The following is a 16,174-nucleotide window of genomic DNA, read 5'->3' as shown; positions in this document are numbered from 1 at the left end:
CACTGGGCGGCGTGCCGGTCAGAGGGTGAGCACCATGAGGATCTCGTCGCGGTCGTCGCCGGGTGCGAGGCGGAGCGCGCCGGGCCAGCGGCCGATCTCCTTCCATCCCAGCCGCGCGTAGAAGTCCTCCAGGCCCGTTCCGCCTCGGGCGGCGAGGTGGAGCTGTTCGAGTCCCATCTCTTCGCGGGCCAGGCGGCGCACCCGGTGCATCAGCGCGGCGCCGAGGCCCCTGCCGCGGAACGCGGTGTGCGTCTGGACGTGGTGGACCGTGCCCCAGTGGGAGGTCAGCGGTTCGGCGTCCCTGCGTATGTGCAGCCAGCCGACGAGTGTTCCGCCGAGGAGGGCCACGAGGAGGCGGCCGCGGTGCGGGTCGAGACCGGCGATGATCCGGTCGGCCACGGGCGCCACCTGGTCGAAGGTGACGGGCGGGAACGGGAACCCGGCCGCGCCTCCGGCGTTGGTCACCGTGACCCAGCACTCGATCAGCTCGCGGCGCAGCGTGGGGGGCAGCTGGTCCGGGCCGGTGATGTCCAGGAACTCGGGGACGGCCTCGTGTGTCATGGTTACACCCTGGCGGACGGCACCGACAGGACGGCGAGGCGGGCCGCGGGCGGCCGCCGGTGGGGTGAAGGAAGGTCGCGTAGGCTCGGGGCGATGCGTGTGCGACCGATCTCGCCGGAGGCGCTGGCGGAGGAGCTGGCCGGGCGGATCGACGCCCTTCCCCGCGACCGGCGGGTGCGGGTGCTGCTCGACGGTGCGCCGCCGGGCGAGCCGGGGCGGCTGGCCGACGCCCTCGTCACGCCGCTCAGGGTCCGCGGGCGGGCGGTGGTGCGGGTGTCCGCCGGCGACTTCCTGCGGCCCGCGTCGCTGCGGCTGGAGTACGGTCGTACCGATCCGGACGTGTTCTACGACGACTGGCTCGACACCGGGGCGCTGGTCCGTGAGGTGCTCGGGCCGTTGGAGCCCGGCGGGACCGGCAAGGTGCTGCCGGCGCTGTGGGACAGCGGCGCGGACCGGGCCTACCGCCTGCCGTACGAGGACCTGCCCGTGGGAGGGGTGCTGCTGCTCGACGGGACGTTGCTCCTGGGGCGGGGGCTGCCGGCGGAGCTGAGCGTGCATCTGTGGCTGTCGGAGGCGGCGCTGGCGCGCGGCACCGGCGAGGACGAGCGCTGGCGGCTGCCCGCCTATGCCCGTTACGAGCGCGAGGCGCGGCCCCGGGCGAGCGCCGACGTCGTCGTACGGGTGGACAGACCCGGACGGCCGGCGATCGAGGACCCCGGCTGAACCGTGGAGCCGGCTGAAGGAGCTCCAGGTGATCCGGCGCGTGACCTGGTGAGATGGGCGGGACCGGCGCAGACTGGAACGGTGATCCCTAGCCACTGGTACAACATCGTCCCGGACCTGCCCGCGCCCCCGCCTCCGCCGCTGCACCCGGCGACCCGGCAGCCCGTGGGCCCGGACGACCTCGCGCCGCTGTTCCCGATGGAGCTGATCGGCCAGGAGGTGAGCGGCGAGCGGTTCGTCGCCGTCCCGCGCGAGGTGCTGGACGTCTACCGGCTGTGGCGGCCGACGCCGCTGCTGCGGGCGCGCCGGCTGGAGCAGGCGCTCGGCACCCCGGCCCGGATCTACTACAAGTACGAGGGCGGCTCCCCCGCCGGGTCGCACAAGCCGAACACCGCCGTGCCGCAGGCGTACTACAACGCCCGCGAAGGGGTGCGGAAGCTTACCACCGAGACCGGCGCCGGGCAGTGGGGCAGCGCGCTGGCGTTCGCGTGCGCGCAGTTCGGGCTGGAGTGCGAGGTCTGGATGGTGCGGGCCTCCTACGACCAGAAGCCGTACCGGCGCTCGCTCATGCAGGTGTACGGCGCGACGGTGCACGCCAGCCCGTCGCCCATGACCAAGGCCGGGGCCAGGGTGCTGGCCGAGACGCCCGGCTCGTCCGGCAGCCTGGGCATCGCGATCAGCGAGGCGGTCGAGGTGGCCGGCTCCGGCGAGGACGTCCGGTACGCGCTCGGCTCGGTGCTGAACCATGTGCTGCTGCACCAGACCGTGATCGGCGAGGAGGCGCTCCAGCAGATGGAGGAGACGCCCGACGTGATCATCGGCTGCACCGGCGGTGGCTCCAACTTCGCGGGGCTCGTCTTCCCGTTCCTGCGCGAGAAGCTGGCCGGCCGGATCGACCCGGTGATCAGGGCCGTCGAGCCGGCCGCGTGCCCGTCGTTGACCAGGGGTGTGTACGCCTACGACTTCGGCGACACGGCAGGGTTCACGCCGCTGCTCAAGATGCACACCCTGGGCCACGACTTCGTGCCGGACCCGATCCACGCGGGTGGCCTGCGCTACCACGGCATGTCGCCGCTGCTGTCGCACATGTACGAGCTGGGGATGTTCGAGGCGGTCAGCAAGTCGCAGAGCGAGTGCTTCGAGGCCGGTGTCCGCTTCGCCCGTACCGAGGGGATCCTGCCCGCGCCCGAGCCGACGCACGCGCTGGCCGAGACGATCGCCGAGGCGCTGCGCTGCAAGGAGAGCGGCGAGGAGAAGGTGATCCTGACGGCACTGTGCGGTCACGGCCACTTCGACCTGGCCGCGTACGACCGTTACCTGTCGGGGGCGATGGAGGACTTCGCGCTTCCGCAGGAGCGCATCGACGAGGCCCTCGCCCACCTGCCCGGCTGACCCGACCGCGCCGTCCCGGTCGCCGCGGACCCGCCGGCCGGGCGGGCGTCAGCGCGCCGTGGGACGCTTGCCGTGGTTGGCCTTCTTCTTCCTGCGGGCCTTGCCCTTGCGACTGCGCTTGGCCATACCGGCCTCCCTGTGAAAGCGACGAGCTCTGGTGTGACGTGCGTCTCCAACGTCTCCCGCCGGCGCTTCCGGCACAAGGGTGAGACCGGTCAACATTCCCCAACACTGGCATGTCATAATTTGGTGGAATCTGTTGGAAGGAGCGCGGGCTTGCTGGCACAGCAGCGACAGCAGACCATCCTCGAGCGTGTGCGCAGCAGCGGCGGCGTCCGGGTGGCGGACCTCGTGCGCGAGCTCGGCGTCTCCGACATGACGATCCGCCGCGACCTGGAGGTCCTCGCCGAGCGCGGCCTGCTGGCCAAGGTCCACGGCGGCGCGACGGCGCTGGACCAGGGGTCCACGGAGGAGCCCGGCTTCACCGCCAAGTCGGCCCGGCAGCAGTACGAGAAGGAGGCCATCGCGCGTGCCGCCGCCGAGCTCGTACGGCCGGGCACCGCGGTCGCGCTGTCGGCCGGCACCACGACGTGGTCGCTGGCCCACCATCTGACGGGCGTGCCCGACCTGACGGTCATCACGAACTCCGTGCCGGTCGCCGACGTCTTCCACCGCAACCCGCGCCCCGACCGCACGGTCGTGCTGACCGGGGGCGTCCGCACTCCTTCCGACGCGCTGGTGGGCCCGGTGGCGGTGGCCGCGATCCGCCGGCTGCACGTGGACACGCTGTTCCTCGGGGTGCACGGCATGAGCGTGCGGGCCGGGTTCACCACGCCGAACCTGCTGGAGGCGGAGACCGACAGGGAGCTGGTGGCCGCGGCGCACCGGCTGGTGGTCCCGGCGGACCACACGAAGTGGAACACGATCGGCATCAGCACGATCGCCGACCTGGCCGAGGCCGACGTCGTCATCACCGACGCGGGGCTGCCCGAGGACGCACGCACCGAGCTGGCCGAACGGGCCGGACAACTGATCATCGCTGAGGGGTAGCCGTGAAGCGCACCATCACCCATCTGGCCGACGGCCGGGAGCTGATCTACTTCGACCGGAGCGACGACGCCGACCGCGGCGCGATCGACCGCCGGCCGCTCGATCCGCGACCGGTGGCCTCCGAGCTGCGTTACGACCCGCTGACCGAGGAGTGGATCGCGGTCGCGGGGCACCGGCAGACGCGCACCTTCATGCCTCCGGCGGACGAGTGCCCGCTGTGCCCGTCGACGGACACGCGGGCCTCGGAGATCCCGGCGCGCGACTATGACGTGGTGGTCTTCGAGAACCGTTTCCCCTCCTTCTCCATGAATCTCGGGACTTATCAGGATGTGGGGGGTCTGAGCGAGGTTCGTCCGGGGGTGGGACGGTGCGAGGTGGTGTGCTTCACCTCGGAGCACTCCTCCTCGTTCTCCCGCCTGTCCGACGCGCAGGTAGAGCTGGTGATGGAGGCCTGGGCCGACCGTACGGCCGAGCTGTCCGCGATCGACGGCGTCGAGCAGGTCTTCTGCTTCGAGAACCGGGGCGAGGAGATCGGCATCACGCTGACCCACCCGCACGGGCAGATCTACGCCTACCCGTACGTCACGCCGCGCACGAAGCTCCAGCTCGGCGCGGCCGCGCGGCACGCGGCCCGGCAGGGGGGCAACCTGTTCGCGGACGTGCTGGCGGCCGAGCGCGCCGCCGGGACGCGGGTCGTGGCCGCCAACGAGCTGTGGACGGCCTTCGTCCCGGCCGCGGCCCGGTGGCCGTTCGAGGTGCACGTCTATCCGCACCGGCAGGTCCCCGACCTCGCCGCGCTGTCGGAGGAGGAGCGCGCCGCGTTCGCGCCGCTCTACACCTCGGTGCTGCGGGCCCTGGACGGGATGTTCGGCGTCGCCATGCCGTACGTCTCGGCCTGGCACCAGGCTCCGGTACGGCAGGACCGGGAGCTGGGGTACCTGCACCTGGAGCTGTTCAGCATCAGGCGGGCGCCCGGGAAGCTGAAGTATTTGGCGGGGTCGGAGTCGGCGATGGGCGCGTTCGTCAACGACGTGCTCCCCGAGGAGGCGGCCCGGCTGCTCCGATCACAGATTGATCACTGATTGATCTCCGATTGGAGTCGCATGACCTCCGCTTTACTACTAGTATCCCTTCGGTACCGGCCGTAACAGCTGGTACACGCCTAATCCCGGGCGCGTCGCTCGGGAGCCGGGGACCCACCGCATCTGGGGTGAATCCACTTCGGTGGTAGGGACCTCCCATCCCGAACCCGTCAGCTAACCCGGCCGGCAGAGGGAGAGGAATACTCCGTGGCGTCCGCGTCCCCCACGCGCCTTGCCATCAACTTCGTCATCGGCGTCGTGATCGCCACCGCCGGCTTCGGCGCGGCCACCGCGACCGCCGCCCCCAAACCCAGCGAATCCGAGCTGCGCGCCGAGCTGAAGAAACTGAACGGCAAGGTCGACAAGCTCATCGAGAGCTACAACCTCAAGCGGGTCGAGCTGGCCAAGGCCCAGCAGGCGGCCGGCACGGCCGGCAAGCGGCTCGCCGCCGCCGAGCAGGCGGTCGCCACGGCCGAGCGCCGGGTCACCGAGATCGCGCAGCTGCGCTACCAGAACGGCGACCCGGCCGTCCTCGGCTTCATGCTCCCCAACAGCGCCGCCGGCGCGGCCGTCCTGGAGCAGATGACCCGCGACCAGCAGACGGTCGTGGCGGGCGTCGCCAAGGCCCGCGACGAGAAGAAGCGGGCGGCCGACGAGGCCGCCGCCCTGGCCACCCGGATCAGCGCCGAGACGGCGGACGTCGCCAAGCGGCGCGACGAGGCCCAGGACGTCATCGACGACATCGAGAAGAAGCTCAAGGATCTCGTGCCGGTCAGCACCGGCCGCCGCTCCGACGGCACCTGGGCGCCCGAGCTGCCGTCGGGCACGGACAACATCACCCCCCGCACCCAGGCGATGCGCGCGCTGGTCCAGAAGAACTTCTCGCTGCCGTTCACGGTCGGCTGCTTCCGCTCGGGGTCGAGCGGCGAGCACCCGCTGGGCCGGGCGTGCGACTTCATGATGAGTTCGGGCGGCACCATGCCCAGCGCCGCCAACCAGGCGCTCGGCGACCGCCTCGCGGCCTGGGCGTTGGCGAACAAGGCGAAGCTGGGAGTGAAGTACGTGATCTGGCGGCAGCGCATCAACCAGGGCTCCGGATGGAGCGCCATGTCGGACCGCGGCAGCATCACCGAGAACCACTTCGACCACGTCCACATCTCGATGAACTGAACGGGTGTCGGGCTGCGGGACCGCCGGTCGGCTCACCACCGGCGCCCGCCGCCGCTGCCACCCGCGCAGCGAGCTCGATCAGCTCCGCTCCGACCCACCGCCGGGTGTGATCCGCGCCGCACCTTGTCACAGGTTCCCTCCGCCCGACGCCTTGGGTGCGAAACCCGAGCGAACGGAGCAGGAACCATGACGGAGCACACCGGCGGCCGGACGGAAGTGATCGTGATCGGCGCCTCCTCACCGACGAGACCCTGACCAGCATCGACGACGACCGCATCGTCGCCGCCGGGGATGCGACCTCGCCCTCGGGCCTCGCTTATCGGATGGGCTGCCAGGCCGCCGTCCAGCTGGGCCCGCACGCCGCCGACGCCGTGCTTCGCCGGATCGAGGGCGGAGCGCCCGAAGCCATCAGCGTCGCCTTCGCCGGGCTGCGCGTCAGCCTCGGCCGCGGTCCGCGCCCGCGTACGTGTCGTAGCCCCCTGAAGTGGGCGGCCCAGGCGCCGCTCGCTCCTCCATGCCCGCTCCCCCATGCCCGGCCTCCCGGGACGGACCGCCGTGGAAGGATCCGAGGATGCACGACCACGCCGCGGACCCGGCGACCGAGGCCTTCGTCGCCCACCGCAACCTGCTCTTCACCGTCGCGTACGAGATCCTCGGCTCGGCGGCCGACGCCGAGGACGTCCTGCAGGAGGTCTGGCTGCGCTGGGCCGAGATCGACCTGGCGCAGGTCCGCGACCCGCGCGCGTTCCTCGTGCGCGTCACGTCCCGGCTGGCGCTCGACCGGCTGCGGGCCCTGCGGCGCCGCAAGGAGGCCTACGTCGGCCCCTGGCTGCCCGAGCCGCTGCTCACGTCGCCGGACGTCGCGGAGAACGCCGAGCTCGCCGAGAGCCTGTCCATGGCCGTGATGCTCGTCCTGGAGACCCTCTCGCCCACCGAGCGGGCCGTGTTCGTCCTGCGCGAGGTCTTCGACGTCGACTACGACGAGATCGCGGAGGCGGTCGGCAAGACCCCCGCCGCGGTCCGCCAGATCGCCCACCGCTCCCGCAAGCACGTCGACGCCCGCCGCCCTCGCCAAGTGGTCTCCCCGCGCCAGGCGCAGGCCGCCCTCGCGTCGTTCCAGCACGCCGTGGAGACCGGCGACCTGCAGGGCGTGCTCGACGTGCTCGCCCCTGACGTCGTCCTGATCAGCGACGGCGGTGGCGTCAGGAGCGCCGCGCTGCGGCCCGTCACCGGCCTCGCGAAGGTGGTCCGCCTCCTCCTCGCCAGTCTCGGCGACAAGGAAGGCACGCTCACGGGCGAGCCCACCACCGTCAACGGCGATCCGGCGCTCCTCCTGCGCCTCGACGGCGAGATCGACAGCGTCATGGCGCTCAAGGTCGAGGACGGCCTCGTCACCGGCATCTACTTCATCCGCAACCCTGACAAGCTCACCCACATCGCCGCCGCCACACCGCTCACCCTGACCTGATACCGGTACGGCCGCGGTTCCCGCCCCGGGAAGGAACGGGGGCCGCGGCGTCAGTCCCAGGTGGGGAGGTGCTGCTCGGGGTAGCGGGCGCCGAAGCCGCCCGTGGGGAGGATCTCCGCGACGCGCTTCAGGTCCGCCTCGTCGAGGACGAGGTCGGCGGCGGCGACGTTCTCCTCCAGCCGCCCGCGGCTGCGAGTGCCGGGGATGGGGACGATGTCGTCGCCCTGGGCGAGGAGCCAGGCCAGGGCGAGCTGGGCGACGGTGGCGTCCTTGTCGGCGGCCAGGTCGGCGAGCCGGCGGGTGGCCTCCAGATTCCGCTCGTAGTTGCCGGGCTGGAAACGGGCGTCCCAGCTGCGCATGTCACCGGGGTCGTACTCGGCGCCGGGCTTGGCCTGGCCCGTGAGGAAGCCCCGGCCGAGGGGCGAGTAGGCGACGAATCCGATCCCCAGCTCGCGCAGCACCGGCAGGAGGGTCTCGACGTCGCGCTCGAACAGGGAGTACTCGGTCTGCAGGACCGAGACGGGCTGGACGGCGTGGGCGCGGCGGATGGTGTTGGCCCCCGCCTCGCTCAGGCCGAAGTAGCGGACCTTGCCCGCGTCGACGAGCTCCCTGACCGTCCCGGCCACGTCCTCGATCGGCACGCCGGGATCCACGCGGTGCTGGTAGAGCACGTCGATGACGTCGACGCCGAGGTGACGCAGGCTGTTGTCGACGACCTCCCGGATGTGGCCCGGACGGCTGTCCACCCCGCCCTCCCGGGTGCCGGTGAAGTCGAAACCGAACTTGGTGGCGATGACCACCTCGTCACGCACCGGGGCGAGGGCGGCGCCGACGATCCGCTCGTTCTCGCCCTGCCCGTACAGCTCGGCCGTGTCGAAGAACGTCACGCCGAGCTCATGGGCCCGGCGGATGGTCGCCGTCCCCTCCTTCTCGTCCGAGGGCCCGTACGCCAGGGAGATCCCCATCGCGCCGTACCCCAACGCCGACACCGTGAGGCCCTGCGTGCCGAGTGTGCGCTTTCGCATGATGTGTCCCATTTCTTCAGAAGTAAGAGCACTCTAACATTATGTTAGAGGCATCTCACATGCCGGAGGGGAGAGAATCGTTCGCCATGAGCAGTCCCACGACGCCACGACGCGGCTACCACCACGGCGACCTGCGCGCCGAGCTGATCCGTGAGGGCATCGCGCTCCTGGCGGAGACGGGGGTCGCGGGGTTCTCGGTGGCCAAGGTCGCGGCCCGTGCGGGCGTGTCGTCGGCCGCGCCGTACCGCCACTTCCCGGACCGCGAGGCCCTGCTGGCCGCCTGCGCCGCGTCCGTCATCGCCGTCATCACGGACCTTCTGGCCGAGGCGGCCGAGCGGGCCGGGCCCGATCCGGTCGAGCGGCTCGCCGCCACCGCGGGCGCCTACACCCGGTATGTGCTGGGCCATCGCGCCGGCGTGGAGTTCGTCTTCGCCCACGACTTCGCCGCCCCGCACGCCGAGACCGTCCAGGAGCAGAGCCGCCGGCTCATGGACACCCTCATGGCCCTGGCCGGCGACGTCCTGCCCGGCGACACCTCGTGGGCCGACACGGCCGACTTCGTGTACGTGCACCTGGCCACCACGCACGGCTACGCGACCCTGCTCCTGTCGGGCGCCCGCCCGCGCCGGGACGTGGACACACTGGTGGCCCGCGCCGTCGCCGCCGCCCGCGACCACATCACCGGCCACGTGATGCGCCTGGGCGGCACGCCGGGGACCAGCGGCTCCGAGCCTGGGGGATGATCGCGTCGGCCGCCGTCGTGACAGTCGATGTCTGAGGTGACCTATAAGGTCATATGCCGCAAGTGATGAACGACGGGAGAGACGATGACATACCCCCCGCCCCGTCCAGGGCCGGGGTTTCCCGCCCCCCAGCCGCCCGGCGGGCATCCCTACGGGCCGCCCCATCAGCAGCCGGGGCCGCACGGACCCTACCCGCCCCAGGCACCGTACGTCAGCGGCGGCCCCCATCCACCCGTGCCTCCGCACGGCGGGCAACCGGCGCCCGGGCCGCGCAGGCGAGGGGCGGGCCGGATCATCGCAGGGGTGCTCGTCGCCGGGTTCGGGTTGCTGTCGGCGCTCGGCGGCGGCGGGCTCATCTGGCACGCCGTCTCGAACAGCAAGCAGCAGATCCGCAACAAGCAGTTCTCCATGGAGCTGTGGCGCAACCTTCCCGCCGACAAGCTCTTCCCCGCCACGATCGGCCGGCAGGACCCTGACAAGAAGCAGGACGACCCCGGCACCGAGCACGGCTGGACGAGGGTCGCGCTCTCCTCCGGCACCTCGTGCAAGGCGGCGCTGTCCGGCTCCCTGGCCACGCTCGCCACCCAGCGGGGCTGCGTGGCGGCCATGCGGGCCACGTACGTCGACGACTCCGGCGGCACGGCGGCGACCGTCGCGATCGTGACCTTCCGTGACCTCTCCGCCAAGGAGGACCTCGAAGACCACGTCCGCGACGCTCAGGACGGGCAGGACCGCGTGGTGCGCGCCCTGGCCGCCCCCGGCACGCAGTGGAAGGACGCCGCGCGCGCGGGCGACGGCGGCCGGAGCGTCATGGACCTCTACACACCGCTGTTCGTGGCGGTCACCGCGGGCCCCGCGGACGGCCGCCGCGCCGGCAAGCTGCCCGCTCCGTGGGGCAACAGGCCACTGGAGCAGAAGGCCGACCGCTCGGCCTGGGCCTCCACGGCCAGGGGGCTGGCCGACAGCCTGGCCGCCCGGTTGAACAGCCAGATCCCGAAGGTGGGCCCATGATCGGCAGAATGGCGGGCGCGGCCGCCCTGACCGCGGCTCTGGTGGCCGGCACGGCGGCGCCGGGCCTGGCCGAGGCGCCGCACGGCTGGGAGCAGTCGGCCATGCGGGTGCCGGCCGCCCAGCGCGTGGCCCAGGGCAAGGGTGTCACCGTCGCGGTCCTGGACACGGGCGTGATGCGGAGCCATCCGGAGTTCAAGGGCCGGGTGAGCGGCGGCCCCGACTTCATCGGCGGCGGCGCCCGTCCCGGGAAGAGCTACTGGGGGGAGCACGGCACGGCCATGGCCTCCAGCGTGCTGCGCGTGGCTCCGGGCTCGCGGGTGCTGTCCGTACGGGTGATCTGGGACCGCGAGGACCCGGCCCGCAAGCGGGCGGAGGCGGCGGCCAAGGCCGGCCGGGCCGGCGCGGACGAGGAGAGCGAGCGGGCCGGCAGCGCCCTGGCCAAGGGCATCCGCTACGCCGTCGACCACGGCGCCCGGGTCGTCTCCATGTCGCTGGGCACCGCCGAGTGGGGCTGGGGCGGCTACGAGGAGGACACGGCCGCGGCCGTCGACTACGCCGTCGGCAAGGGCGTGGTCCTGGTGGCCAGTGCCGGCAACGGCGGCTCGGACGACCCCCTGGACGTGGACGCGAACAACACCATGTCGTACCCGGCCGGCTACCCCGGCGTGATCGCGGTGGCGGCGATGGCGCCGGAGGGCATCCGGGCGAAGTTCTCGCAGGTGCACACGTACAACACGATCGCCGCTCCCGGCGTCGACATCTACGCCGCGAGAAACACGGGCGGCTACGAGTCGGGCGACGGCACCTCGCCGGCGTGCGCGCTGGTGGCGGGCACCGCCGCGCTGATGCTGTCGGCCAATCCCGGGCTGACGCCCCGGCAGGTCCGCGACCTCCTGGTGAGGACGGCGCGGAGGCCGCCGGCCGGCTACACCGCCTACCTCGGGTTCGGGCTGGTGGACGCGGGCGCCGCGGTGAGGGCCGCGTCCTCGGCGGCGCCGGTGAAGACCACGGCCGTGCCGTACGAGGGGAAGAAGTACTTCGGGAACGGGCCGGTCGGCGCGCCCATCGCCCACCCGCCGATCGACCAGACGGAGATCCTGGTGGGCGGCGGCGCCGTCGGCGTGGGCCTGCTGTGCGTGGCAGGCGCGTTCTTCCTGTTCCGCCGCCCGCGACCCCGCGGGGCCCGGACGGCGGGTCAGCCGGTGAGTTTGAGCGGGTTGAACAGGTCCGCGTAGACCAGCAGCCCCGCCATGACGATCATCACGAGGGCCAGCGCGTACGTGAGCGGCAGCACCTTGGCGATGTCCACGTACGCGGGCTCCGGCCGGCGGGTGATGCGGGCGAAGGCCCGCTTGAGGCCCTCCCACAGGCCGCCCGCGATGTGGCCGCCGTCGAGCGGCAGCAGCGGGATGAGGTTGAACATGCCGATCGCGAGGTTGAACCCGGCCAGCAGGCTCACCAGGTTGTAGACCTTCTGCTCGGTGGTCATGTCCGAGGAGAGGATCTCGCCGCCCATCCGCCCGGCGCCCACGACGCCGACGGGGCCCTCGGGGTCGCGCTCCTGGCCGGAGAAGGCGGCGTGCCAGACGCCGACCATCTTCTCCGGGAGGTTGAGCAGCGACCCGGCGACCCGGACGGTCAGCTCGCCCATGTAGCCGGCGACCATGCCGAAGCTCTGCTTCTCCATGACCTGGCTGGGCAGCACGCCGAGGAAGCCGACGTTCTTGTCGACCTTGTTCGGGTCGGTCGGCGACGGCCGGTCCTGCGCGATGAGCGTGACGGACAGGGTCATCGGCCTGCCGTCGCGCACGATGCCCAGCCCCACGGTGCCGGCGCCGTGCGCGCGGATGATGCGGGTGGCGTCGTCCCAGGTGGCGATCTTCTGGCCGCCGAGGGAAACGATCCTGTCGCCCGGCTTGAGCCCGGCCTTGGCGGCGGGGGTGGGCTGGTCGGTGGGACGGCACTCGGTGCGCTTCTCGGTGACCGGGATGACGCAGGTGTTGGTCTGCGGGGAGACGATCGGGGCCGCGGTGGGCACGCCGATGCCGACGAGCAGGATCGAGAACAGGATGAACGACAGCACGAAGTTCATCGCCGGTCCGCCGGACATGATGATGACCTTCTGCCACCACTTCTTGCGGTAGAAGACCCGGTCCTCGTCGCCCGGCCGCACCTCCTCCATGGCCGCCTCGCGGGCGGTCTCGATGAGGCCCTGAAACGGTCCGGTGGAGGTGCCGCGGAGCTTGCCCGGGGCGTCTCCGGGCCGCGGCGGCAGCATGCCGATCATGCGGATGTAGCCGCCGAGCGGGATCCACTTGAAGCCGTACTCGGTCTCGCCCCGCCGGATCGACCAGGCGGTCGTGCCGAAGCCGACCATGTACTGGGTCACCCGGACGCCGAAAATCTTGGCCGGCACGAGGTGGCCTATCTCGTGCAGCGCGATGGAGGCCATCAGTCCGATGAGGAAGACGGCGATCCCGGCCAGGAACAGCCAGTTCATCTAGGCAGCTCTCCAGGTAAACGGAAGGTCCCGAGTCCCCAAGACTAGTCGAACTCTCCACACCTGGCTGGCTCTGCACATCTGTTTGGCTTGCGCCCCCTTTGGCGAACCGAGAGACTTCGTTGACAGTACGCGATCACACGATCACCCTGGGAAATGACGATGGGAGTGCCTTGATCCGGATCCTGGTCGCCGAGCACCTGCCACTGGTACGGCGCGGCCTGGTCGCCGCGCTCGGCGCCGAGCCCGGGATGCGGGTCGTGGCCGAGGTCGGCGGCGCCGAGGACGTGGTTCCGGCGGCGCTGGCGTCCGGGGCCGACACGGCGGTCGTCGACCTGGACCTGCCCGGCGCGGGAGGTCTGCCGGTGCTGGCCGCGCTGCACGACAAGGCGCCCGGCTGCCGGGCGCTGGTGCTGTCCGCGCAGCCCAATCCCGGTCAGGTGCGCCGGGCGTTCGCGGCGCACGCGCTCGGGTTCATGAGTCTGGACGTCGCGCCGGAGCGGCTGGCCGACGGGCTGCGGCAGGTCGCGGCGGGCCGCCGCGCGGTCGACTCCGAGCTCGCCGCCGCCGCCCTCCAGTCGGCCGCCAACCCGCTGACCCGGCGCGAGATGGACGTGCTGCGCGTCGCGGCCGGCGGGGCCCGCTCGGCGGAGATCGCCGACCAGCTCTGCCTGTCGGTCGGCACCGTGCGCAACCACCTGTCGCGGATCATGTGCAAGACGGGGGCCCGCAACCGCGTCGACGCCATCCGCATCGCCGGCGACTCCGGCTGGCTCTGACCGCGCGCGGCACCCGTCCGCCCGTGGAGTCCGCACCCTGGAACCGCCGGGGATCCGGACCCCGGAAGAAGCCGCGCCGCTCCCCCGGGGCCCGGGCTCATGGGCAAGCAAGTACGACGATCTCAGGGCGGAGATCCCTCGGCCAGTGACGGTCTTCACCAATCGCCCGTGTGGTTCGTCATGGCCCGGCGTTCAGGGACGCCAGATGAGCACCAGCGCGCAGTCGTCGTTGTGCCCGGACGCCATGGCGTTGACCAGCACCCGCGCACCGTCGTGGAAGCCCGACGCGTGCAGCCGCTCCGCCTCGCCGAGCAGCTTGTCCAGGCCCGCGTCGATGTCGCGCCCCGGCTGCTCGATCAGGCCGTCGGTGAAGAACATGAGCGCGTCGCCCTTGCGCAGGGTGCCGCTGTCGGGCTCGCAGTGCAGGTCGGGCACCACGCCGAGGACCACGCCCTTGGCCGAGGAGACCTGCCAGTTGCCGGTGCCCGCGTCGAACTTCACCACGGGCGGGTGCCCGGCCGAGGTGATCGTGTAGTCGCCGGTCGCCAGGTCCAGGCGTACGTGCACGGCGGTCACGAAGCCCTCGTCGCCGCGCTGGCGGTGCAGGTAGGTGTTGCAGGCCGGCAGGAAGTCGCCGACCGAGCCGAGCAGCCCGCCGAAGGTGCCGGACAGCAGCAGCGCCCTGGTGCCCGCGTCGACGCCCTTGCCGGACACGTCGACCAGCGCGATGTCCACCTTGTCGCCGTCGCGCATGGAGACCAGGAAGTCGCCGCCGAAGGAGGAGCCGCCCGCCTGCTTGAGCACGACCCTGCCGCCCCAGTCCTTGGGCAGCGGCGGCAGCTCGCCCTGGCTGCGCAGCCGGTCGCGCAGCTCCAGCAGCATCGCGTCGCCGCGCAGCCCCTGCACGCCGAGCTTGCCTCGGGTGCGCGCCATGAGCACGGCCAGGACGGTCGTGAACCCGATCGTCACCATGAGCCCGAGCCCGATCCGGCCCACGCCCAGGGTGAGCGCGATGTAGCCCAGGGCCACCGCCACGGCGCCCAGCAGCTTGGCCAGGCTGGCCAGCCGGAGCTGGAGGCCGCCCACGAGCGTGATGAGGATGAGCAGCGACGGCGAGAACCACTCGGTCGACACGCGCGCCGCCAGCAGGCCGACGACGAGCGTCAGCATGACCAGCGTGACCAGCAGGTTGCGGTCACGGGTCAGGGCCCGCCGAAGGAGCCGGACGGCGGGCACCAGCAGCGGCACCCGCACCAGGAGCGCGCGGAGCCGTGGCGGGATCAGCGGCGCCGGTCGGGAACTCATGATGCGCCTGACTGTATCGGTCTGGCACACGTTTGGGCAGCCCACTTGACCAACGCCTAGATCATGATGCGGGGATATTGGGTGGCCGGCGGCCTTCACGCGCTCCTACGGTTGACGGATGACCTATCCCATCCGCCCGATCGGCGAATCCGAGTGGAGCGCGGCCACCGCAGTGCTGGAGGAGGCGTTCGGCTGGAGCCCCACCCCCTCCCAGAAGGAGCGGTACAAGGCCGAGACGGAGTTCGACCGCACGCTGGCCGCCTTCGACGGCGACGCCGTCGTGGGTCTCGCGGGCGCCTACAGCCTCACCATGACGGTCCCCGGCGGGCGGCAGCTGCCCGTCGCGGGCGTCACCGCCGTCAGCGTGCTGCCCTCGCACCGCCGAAGCGGCATCCTGTCCTCCCTGATGCGCCGCCAGCTCGCCGACGTGCGCGAGCGCGGCGAGAGCGTCGCGGCCCTGTACGCCTCCGAGGCGTCGATCTACGGCCGTTTCGGGTACGGCAGGGCCGCCGTTCAGCAGGCGTTCCGCATCAGCACCCACGACGCGGCCTTCGTCCCGGGGGCGCCGCAGGACCCGTCGCTGCGGATGCGGGTCGCGAAGCCGCAGGAGCGCCGCGCCGACTACGAGCGGCTGTTCGCCTCCGTCGTGACCAGGCGGCCGGGACTGTACGCGCGCCGGAAGGAGACCTGGGACAACGTGCTGGCCGACAGCGAGGCCGACCAGCGGGGCGCCGGGCCGCTGCGCTCGATCGTGGTCGAGGACGACGAGGGGGTGCGCGGGTACGCGCTGTTCCGGATCAAGCCGTCGTGGGACGACGACGGGATGGCCGGCGGCGAGCTGCTGCTGGTGGAGCTGTTCGCCGCCGACCCGGCCGCGTACGCGCTGCTGTGGCGGGGTGTGCTCGACCGCGACCTGGTCACGCGCGTCGACGCGGGCACGAGACCGCTGGACGACCCGCTCATCGCGCTGCTCGCCAATCCGCGCCAGCTGCGCGCCCGCTGGCACGACGAGCTGTGGGTACGCGTGGTCGAGGTGGAGAAGGCGCTCGTCGCCCGCTCCTACGCGGCACCCGTCGACCTGGTCGTGGAGGTCGAGGACGAGGTGTGCCCGTGGAACGCGGGGCGCTGGCGGCTCACCGCCGACCCGGCGGGCGCGGAGTGCAAGCCGGTGGAGGAGGAGCCGGACGTGTCGCTGCCGGTCGCCGCGCTGGGCTCGGCCTACCTGGGCGACGGGCTCCTGACGGCCCAGCTCGACGCCGGGCTGCTGCGCGAGCACACGCCGGGCGCGGTGCGGGAGCTGGCCGCGGCCATGGCGTGGAGCCCGAAGCCGTGGGCGGGGCTGACCTTCTGACGTAGGCTCGGCGC

The 16,174-nt window shown here is 72.3% G+C and carries 16 protein-coding genes and 1 riboswitch; of the genes, 11 read left to right on the top strand and 5 right to left on the bottom strand.

Going from position 1 to position 16,174, the window contains the following annotated elements; all coding sequences use genetic code 11:
• Positions 1–18: 18 nt before the first annotated feature.
• A complete protein-coding gene (locus tag ACIBG4_RS35490) occupies positions 19–561 on the bottom strand; it encodes a GNAT family N-acetyltransferase (protein ID WP_397206084.1) in 543 nt (180 codons plus the stop codon).
• Positions 562–654: 93 nt separating this feature from the next.
• Here ACIBG4_RS35490 and ACIBG4_RS35485 point away from each other — a divergent pair, with 93 nt between their 5' ends.
• Positions 655–1,284: a uridine kinase gene (locus ACIBG4_RS35485; protein WP_397206082.1), complete on the top strand. Its 630-nt coding sequence runs from the start codon at positions 655–657 to the stop codon at positions 1,282–1,284.
• Positions 1,285–1,365: 81 nt separating this feature from the next.
• Positions 1,366–2,676, top strand: coding sequence for a TrpB-like pyridoxal phosphate-dependent enzyme (locus ACIBG4_RS35480; protein ID WP_397206080.1), 1,311 nt, complete (start codon positions 1,366–1,368; stop codon positions 2,674–2,676).
• Positions 2,677–2,724: 48 nt separating this feature from the next.
• Here the strand turns inward: ACIBG4_RS35480 and ACIBG4_RS35475 are convergent, their stop codons facing one another.
• Complete coding sequence (locus ACIBG4_RS35475; RefSeq protein ID WP_397206100.1) at positions 2,725–2,802, bottom strand: 50S ribosomal protein bL37; 78 nt, start codon at positions 2,800–2,802, stop codon at positions 2,725–2,727.
• Between the two features lie 150 nt (positions 2,803–2,952).
• Between ACIBG4_RS35475 and ACIBG4_RS35470 the strand changes: the two genes are divergently transcribed.
• The 4 genes from ACIBG4_RS35470 to ACIBG4_RS35455 all read left to right on the top strand — a co-directional run bounded on the left by ACIBG4_RS35470 (position 2,953) and on the right by ACIBG4_RS35455 (position 7,446).
• Complete coding sequence (locus tag ACIBG4_RS35470; RefSeq protein WP_397206078.1) at positions 2,953–3,726, top strand: DeoR/GlpR family DNA-binding transcription regulator; 774 nt, start codon at positions 2,953–2,955, stop codon at positions 3,724–3,726.
• A gap of 2 nt (positions 3,727–3,728) precedes the next feature.
• The gene (gene galT / locus ACIBG4_RS35465; RefSeq protein ID WP_397206076.1) at positions 3,729–4,808 is read left to right on the top strand and encodes a galactose-1-phosphate uridylyltransferase; all 1,080 of its coding nucleotides are present in this window, start codon (positions 3,729–3,731) and stop codon (positions 4,806–4,808) included.
• A gap of 67 nt (positions 4,809–4,875) precedes the next feature.
• A riboswitch (cyclic di-AMP (ydaO/yuaA leader) is annotated at positions 4,876–5,011 on the top strand.
• A gap of 4 nt (positions 5,012–5,015) precedes the next feature.
• Complete coding sequence (locus ACIBG4_RS35460; protein WP_355453335.1) at positions 5,016–5,978, top strand: hypothetical protein; 963 nt, start codon at positions 5,016–5,018, stop codon at positions 5,976–5,978.
• A gap of 571 nt (positions 5,979–6,549) precedes the next feature.
• Positions 6,550–7,446, top strand: a complete 897-nt coding sequence (locus tag ACIBG4_RS35455; RefSeq protein ID WP_397206074.1) for an RNA polymerase sigma-70 factor — start codon at positions 6,550–6,552, stop codon at positions 7,444–7,446.
• A 50-nt stretch (positions 7,447–7,496) separates the two neighbouring features.
• Here the strand turns inward: ACIBG4_RS35455 and ACIBG4_RS35450 are convergent, their stop codons facing one another.
• Positions 7,497–8,471, bottom strand: coding sequence for an aldo/keto reductase (locus ACIBG4_RS35450; RefSeq protein ID WP_397206072.1), 975 nt, complete (start codon positions 8,469–8,471; stop codon positions 7,497–7,499).
• Positions 8,472–8,557: 86 nt separating this feature from the next.
• Between ACIBG4_RS35450 and ACIBG4_RS35445 the strand changes: the two genes are divergently transcribed.
• The 3 genes from ACIBG4_RS35445 to ACIBG4_RS35435 all read left to right on the top strand — a co-directional run bounded on the left by ACIBG4_RS35445 (position 8,558) and on the right by ACIBG4_RS35435 (position 11,460).
• The gene (locus tag ACIBG4_RS35445) at positions 8,558–9,214 is read left to right on the top strand and encodes a TetR/AcrR family transcriptional regulator (protein ID WP_397206070.1); all 657 of its coding nucleotides are present in this window, start codon (positions 8,558–8,560) and stop codon (positions 9,212–9,214) included.
• Positions 9,215–9,517: 303 nt separating this feature from the next.
• The gene (locus ACIBG4_RS35440; RefSeq protein ID WP_397206068.1) at positions 9,518–10,225 is read left to right on the top strand and encodes a hypothetical protein; all 708 of its coding nucleotides are present in this window, start codon (positions 9,518–9,520) and stop codon (positions 10,223–10,225) included.
• A complete protein-coding gene (locus ACIBG4_RS35435) occupies positions 10,222–11,460 on the top strand; it encodes a S8 family peptidase (RefSeq protein ID WP_397206066.1) in 1,239 nt (412 codons plus the stop codon). Before ACIBG4_RS35440 ends, ACIBG4_RS35435 begins: the two co-directional genes overlap by 4 nt.
• On the opposite strand, the gene ACIBG4_RS35430 is transcribed toward ACIBG4_RS35435, so the two are convergent.
• Positions 11,421–12,725 (bottom strand): M50 family metallopeptidase, encoded by a 1,305-nt coding sequence (locus ACIBG4_RS35430; RefSeq protein ID WP_397206064.1) that lies wholly within the window; start codon positions 12,723–12,725, stop codon positions 11,421–11,423. The genes ACIBG4_RS35435 and ACIBG4_RS35430 overlap by 40 nt on opposite strands.
• 173 nt (positions 12,726–12,898) lie before the next feature.
• Between ACIBG4_RS35430 and ACIBG4_RS35425 the strand changes: the two genes are divergently transcribed.
• Positions 12,899–13,504, top strand: coding sequence for a response regulator transcription factor (locus ACIBG4_RS35425; RefSeq protein WP_310712273.1), 606 nt, complete (start codon positions 12,899–12,901; stop codon positions 13,502–13,504).
• A gap of 192 nt (positions 13,505–13,696) precedes the next feature.
• On the opposite strand, the gene ACIBG4_RS35420 is transcribed toward ACIBG4_RS35425, so the two are convergent.
• Positions 13,697–14,809 carry a PP2C family protein-serine/threonine phosphatase gene (locus ACIBG4_RS35420; RefSeq protein ID WP_310712272.1) on the bottom strand — a complete coding sequence of 371 codons (1,113 nt, stop codon included), beginning with the start codon at positions 14,807–14,809 and terminating at the stop codon, positions 13,697–13,699.
• Between the two features lie 118 nt (positions 14,810–14,927).
• Here ACIBG4_RS35420 and ACIBG4_RS35415 point away from each other — a divergent pair, with 118 nt between their 5' ends.
• On the top strand, positions 14,928–16,160 hold the full coding sequence (locus ACIBG4_RS35415; protein WP_397206061.1) for a GNAT family N-acetyltransferase: 1,233 nt from the start codon (positions 14,928–14,930) through the stop codon (positions 16,158–16,160).
• Positions 16,161–16,174 lie beyond the last annotated feature (14 nt).

It is taken from the genome of Nonomuraea sp. NPDC050383, from assembly GCF_044459125.1.
GTDB lineage: Bacteria > Actinomycetota > Actinomycetes > Streptosporangiales > Streptosporangiaceae > Nonomuraea.
Note: the sequence above shows the minus strand (reverse complement) of the source record. Positions and strands in the feature narration are given on the sequence as shown.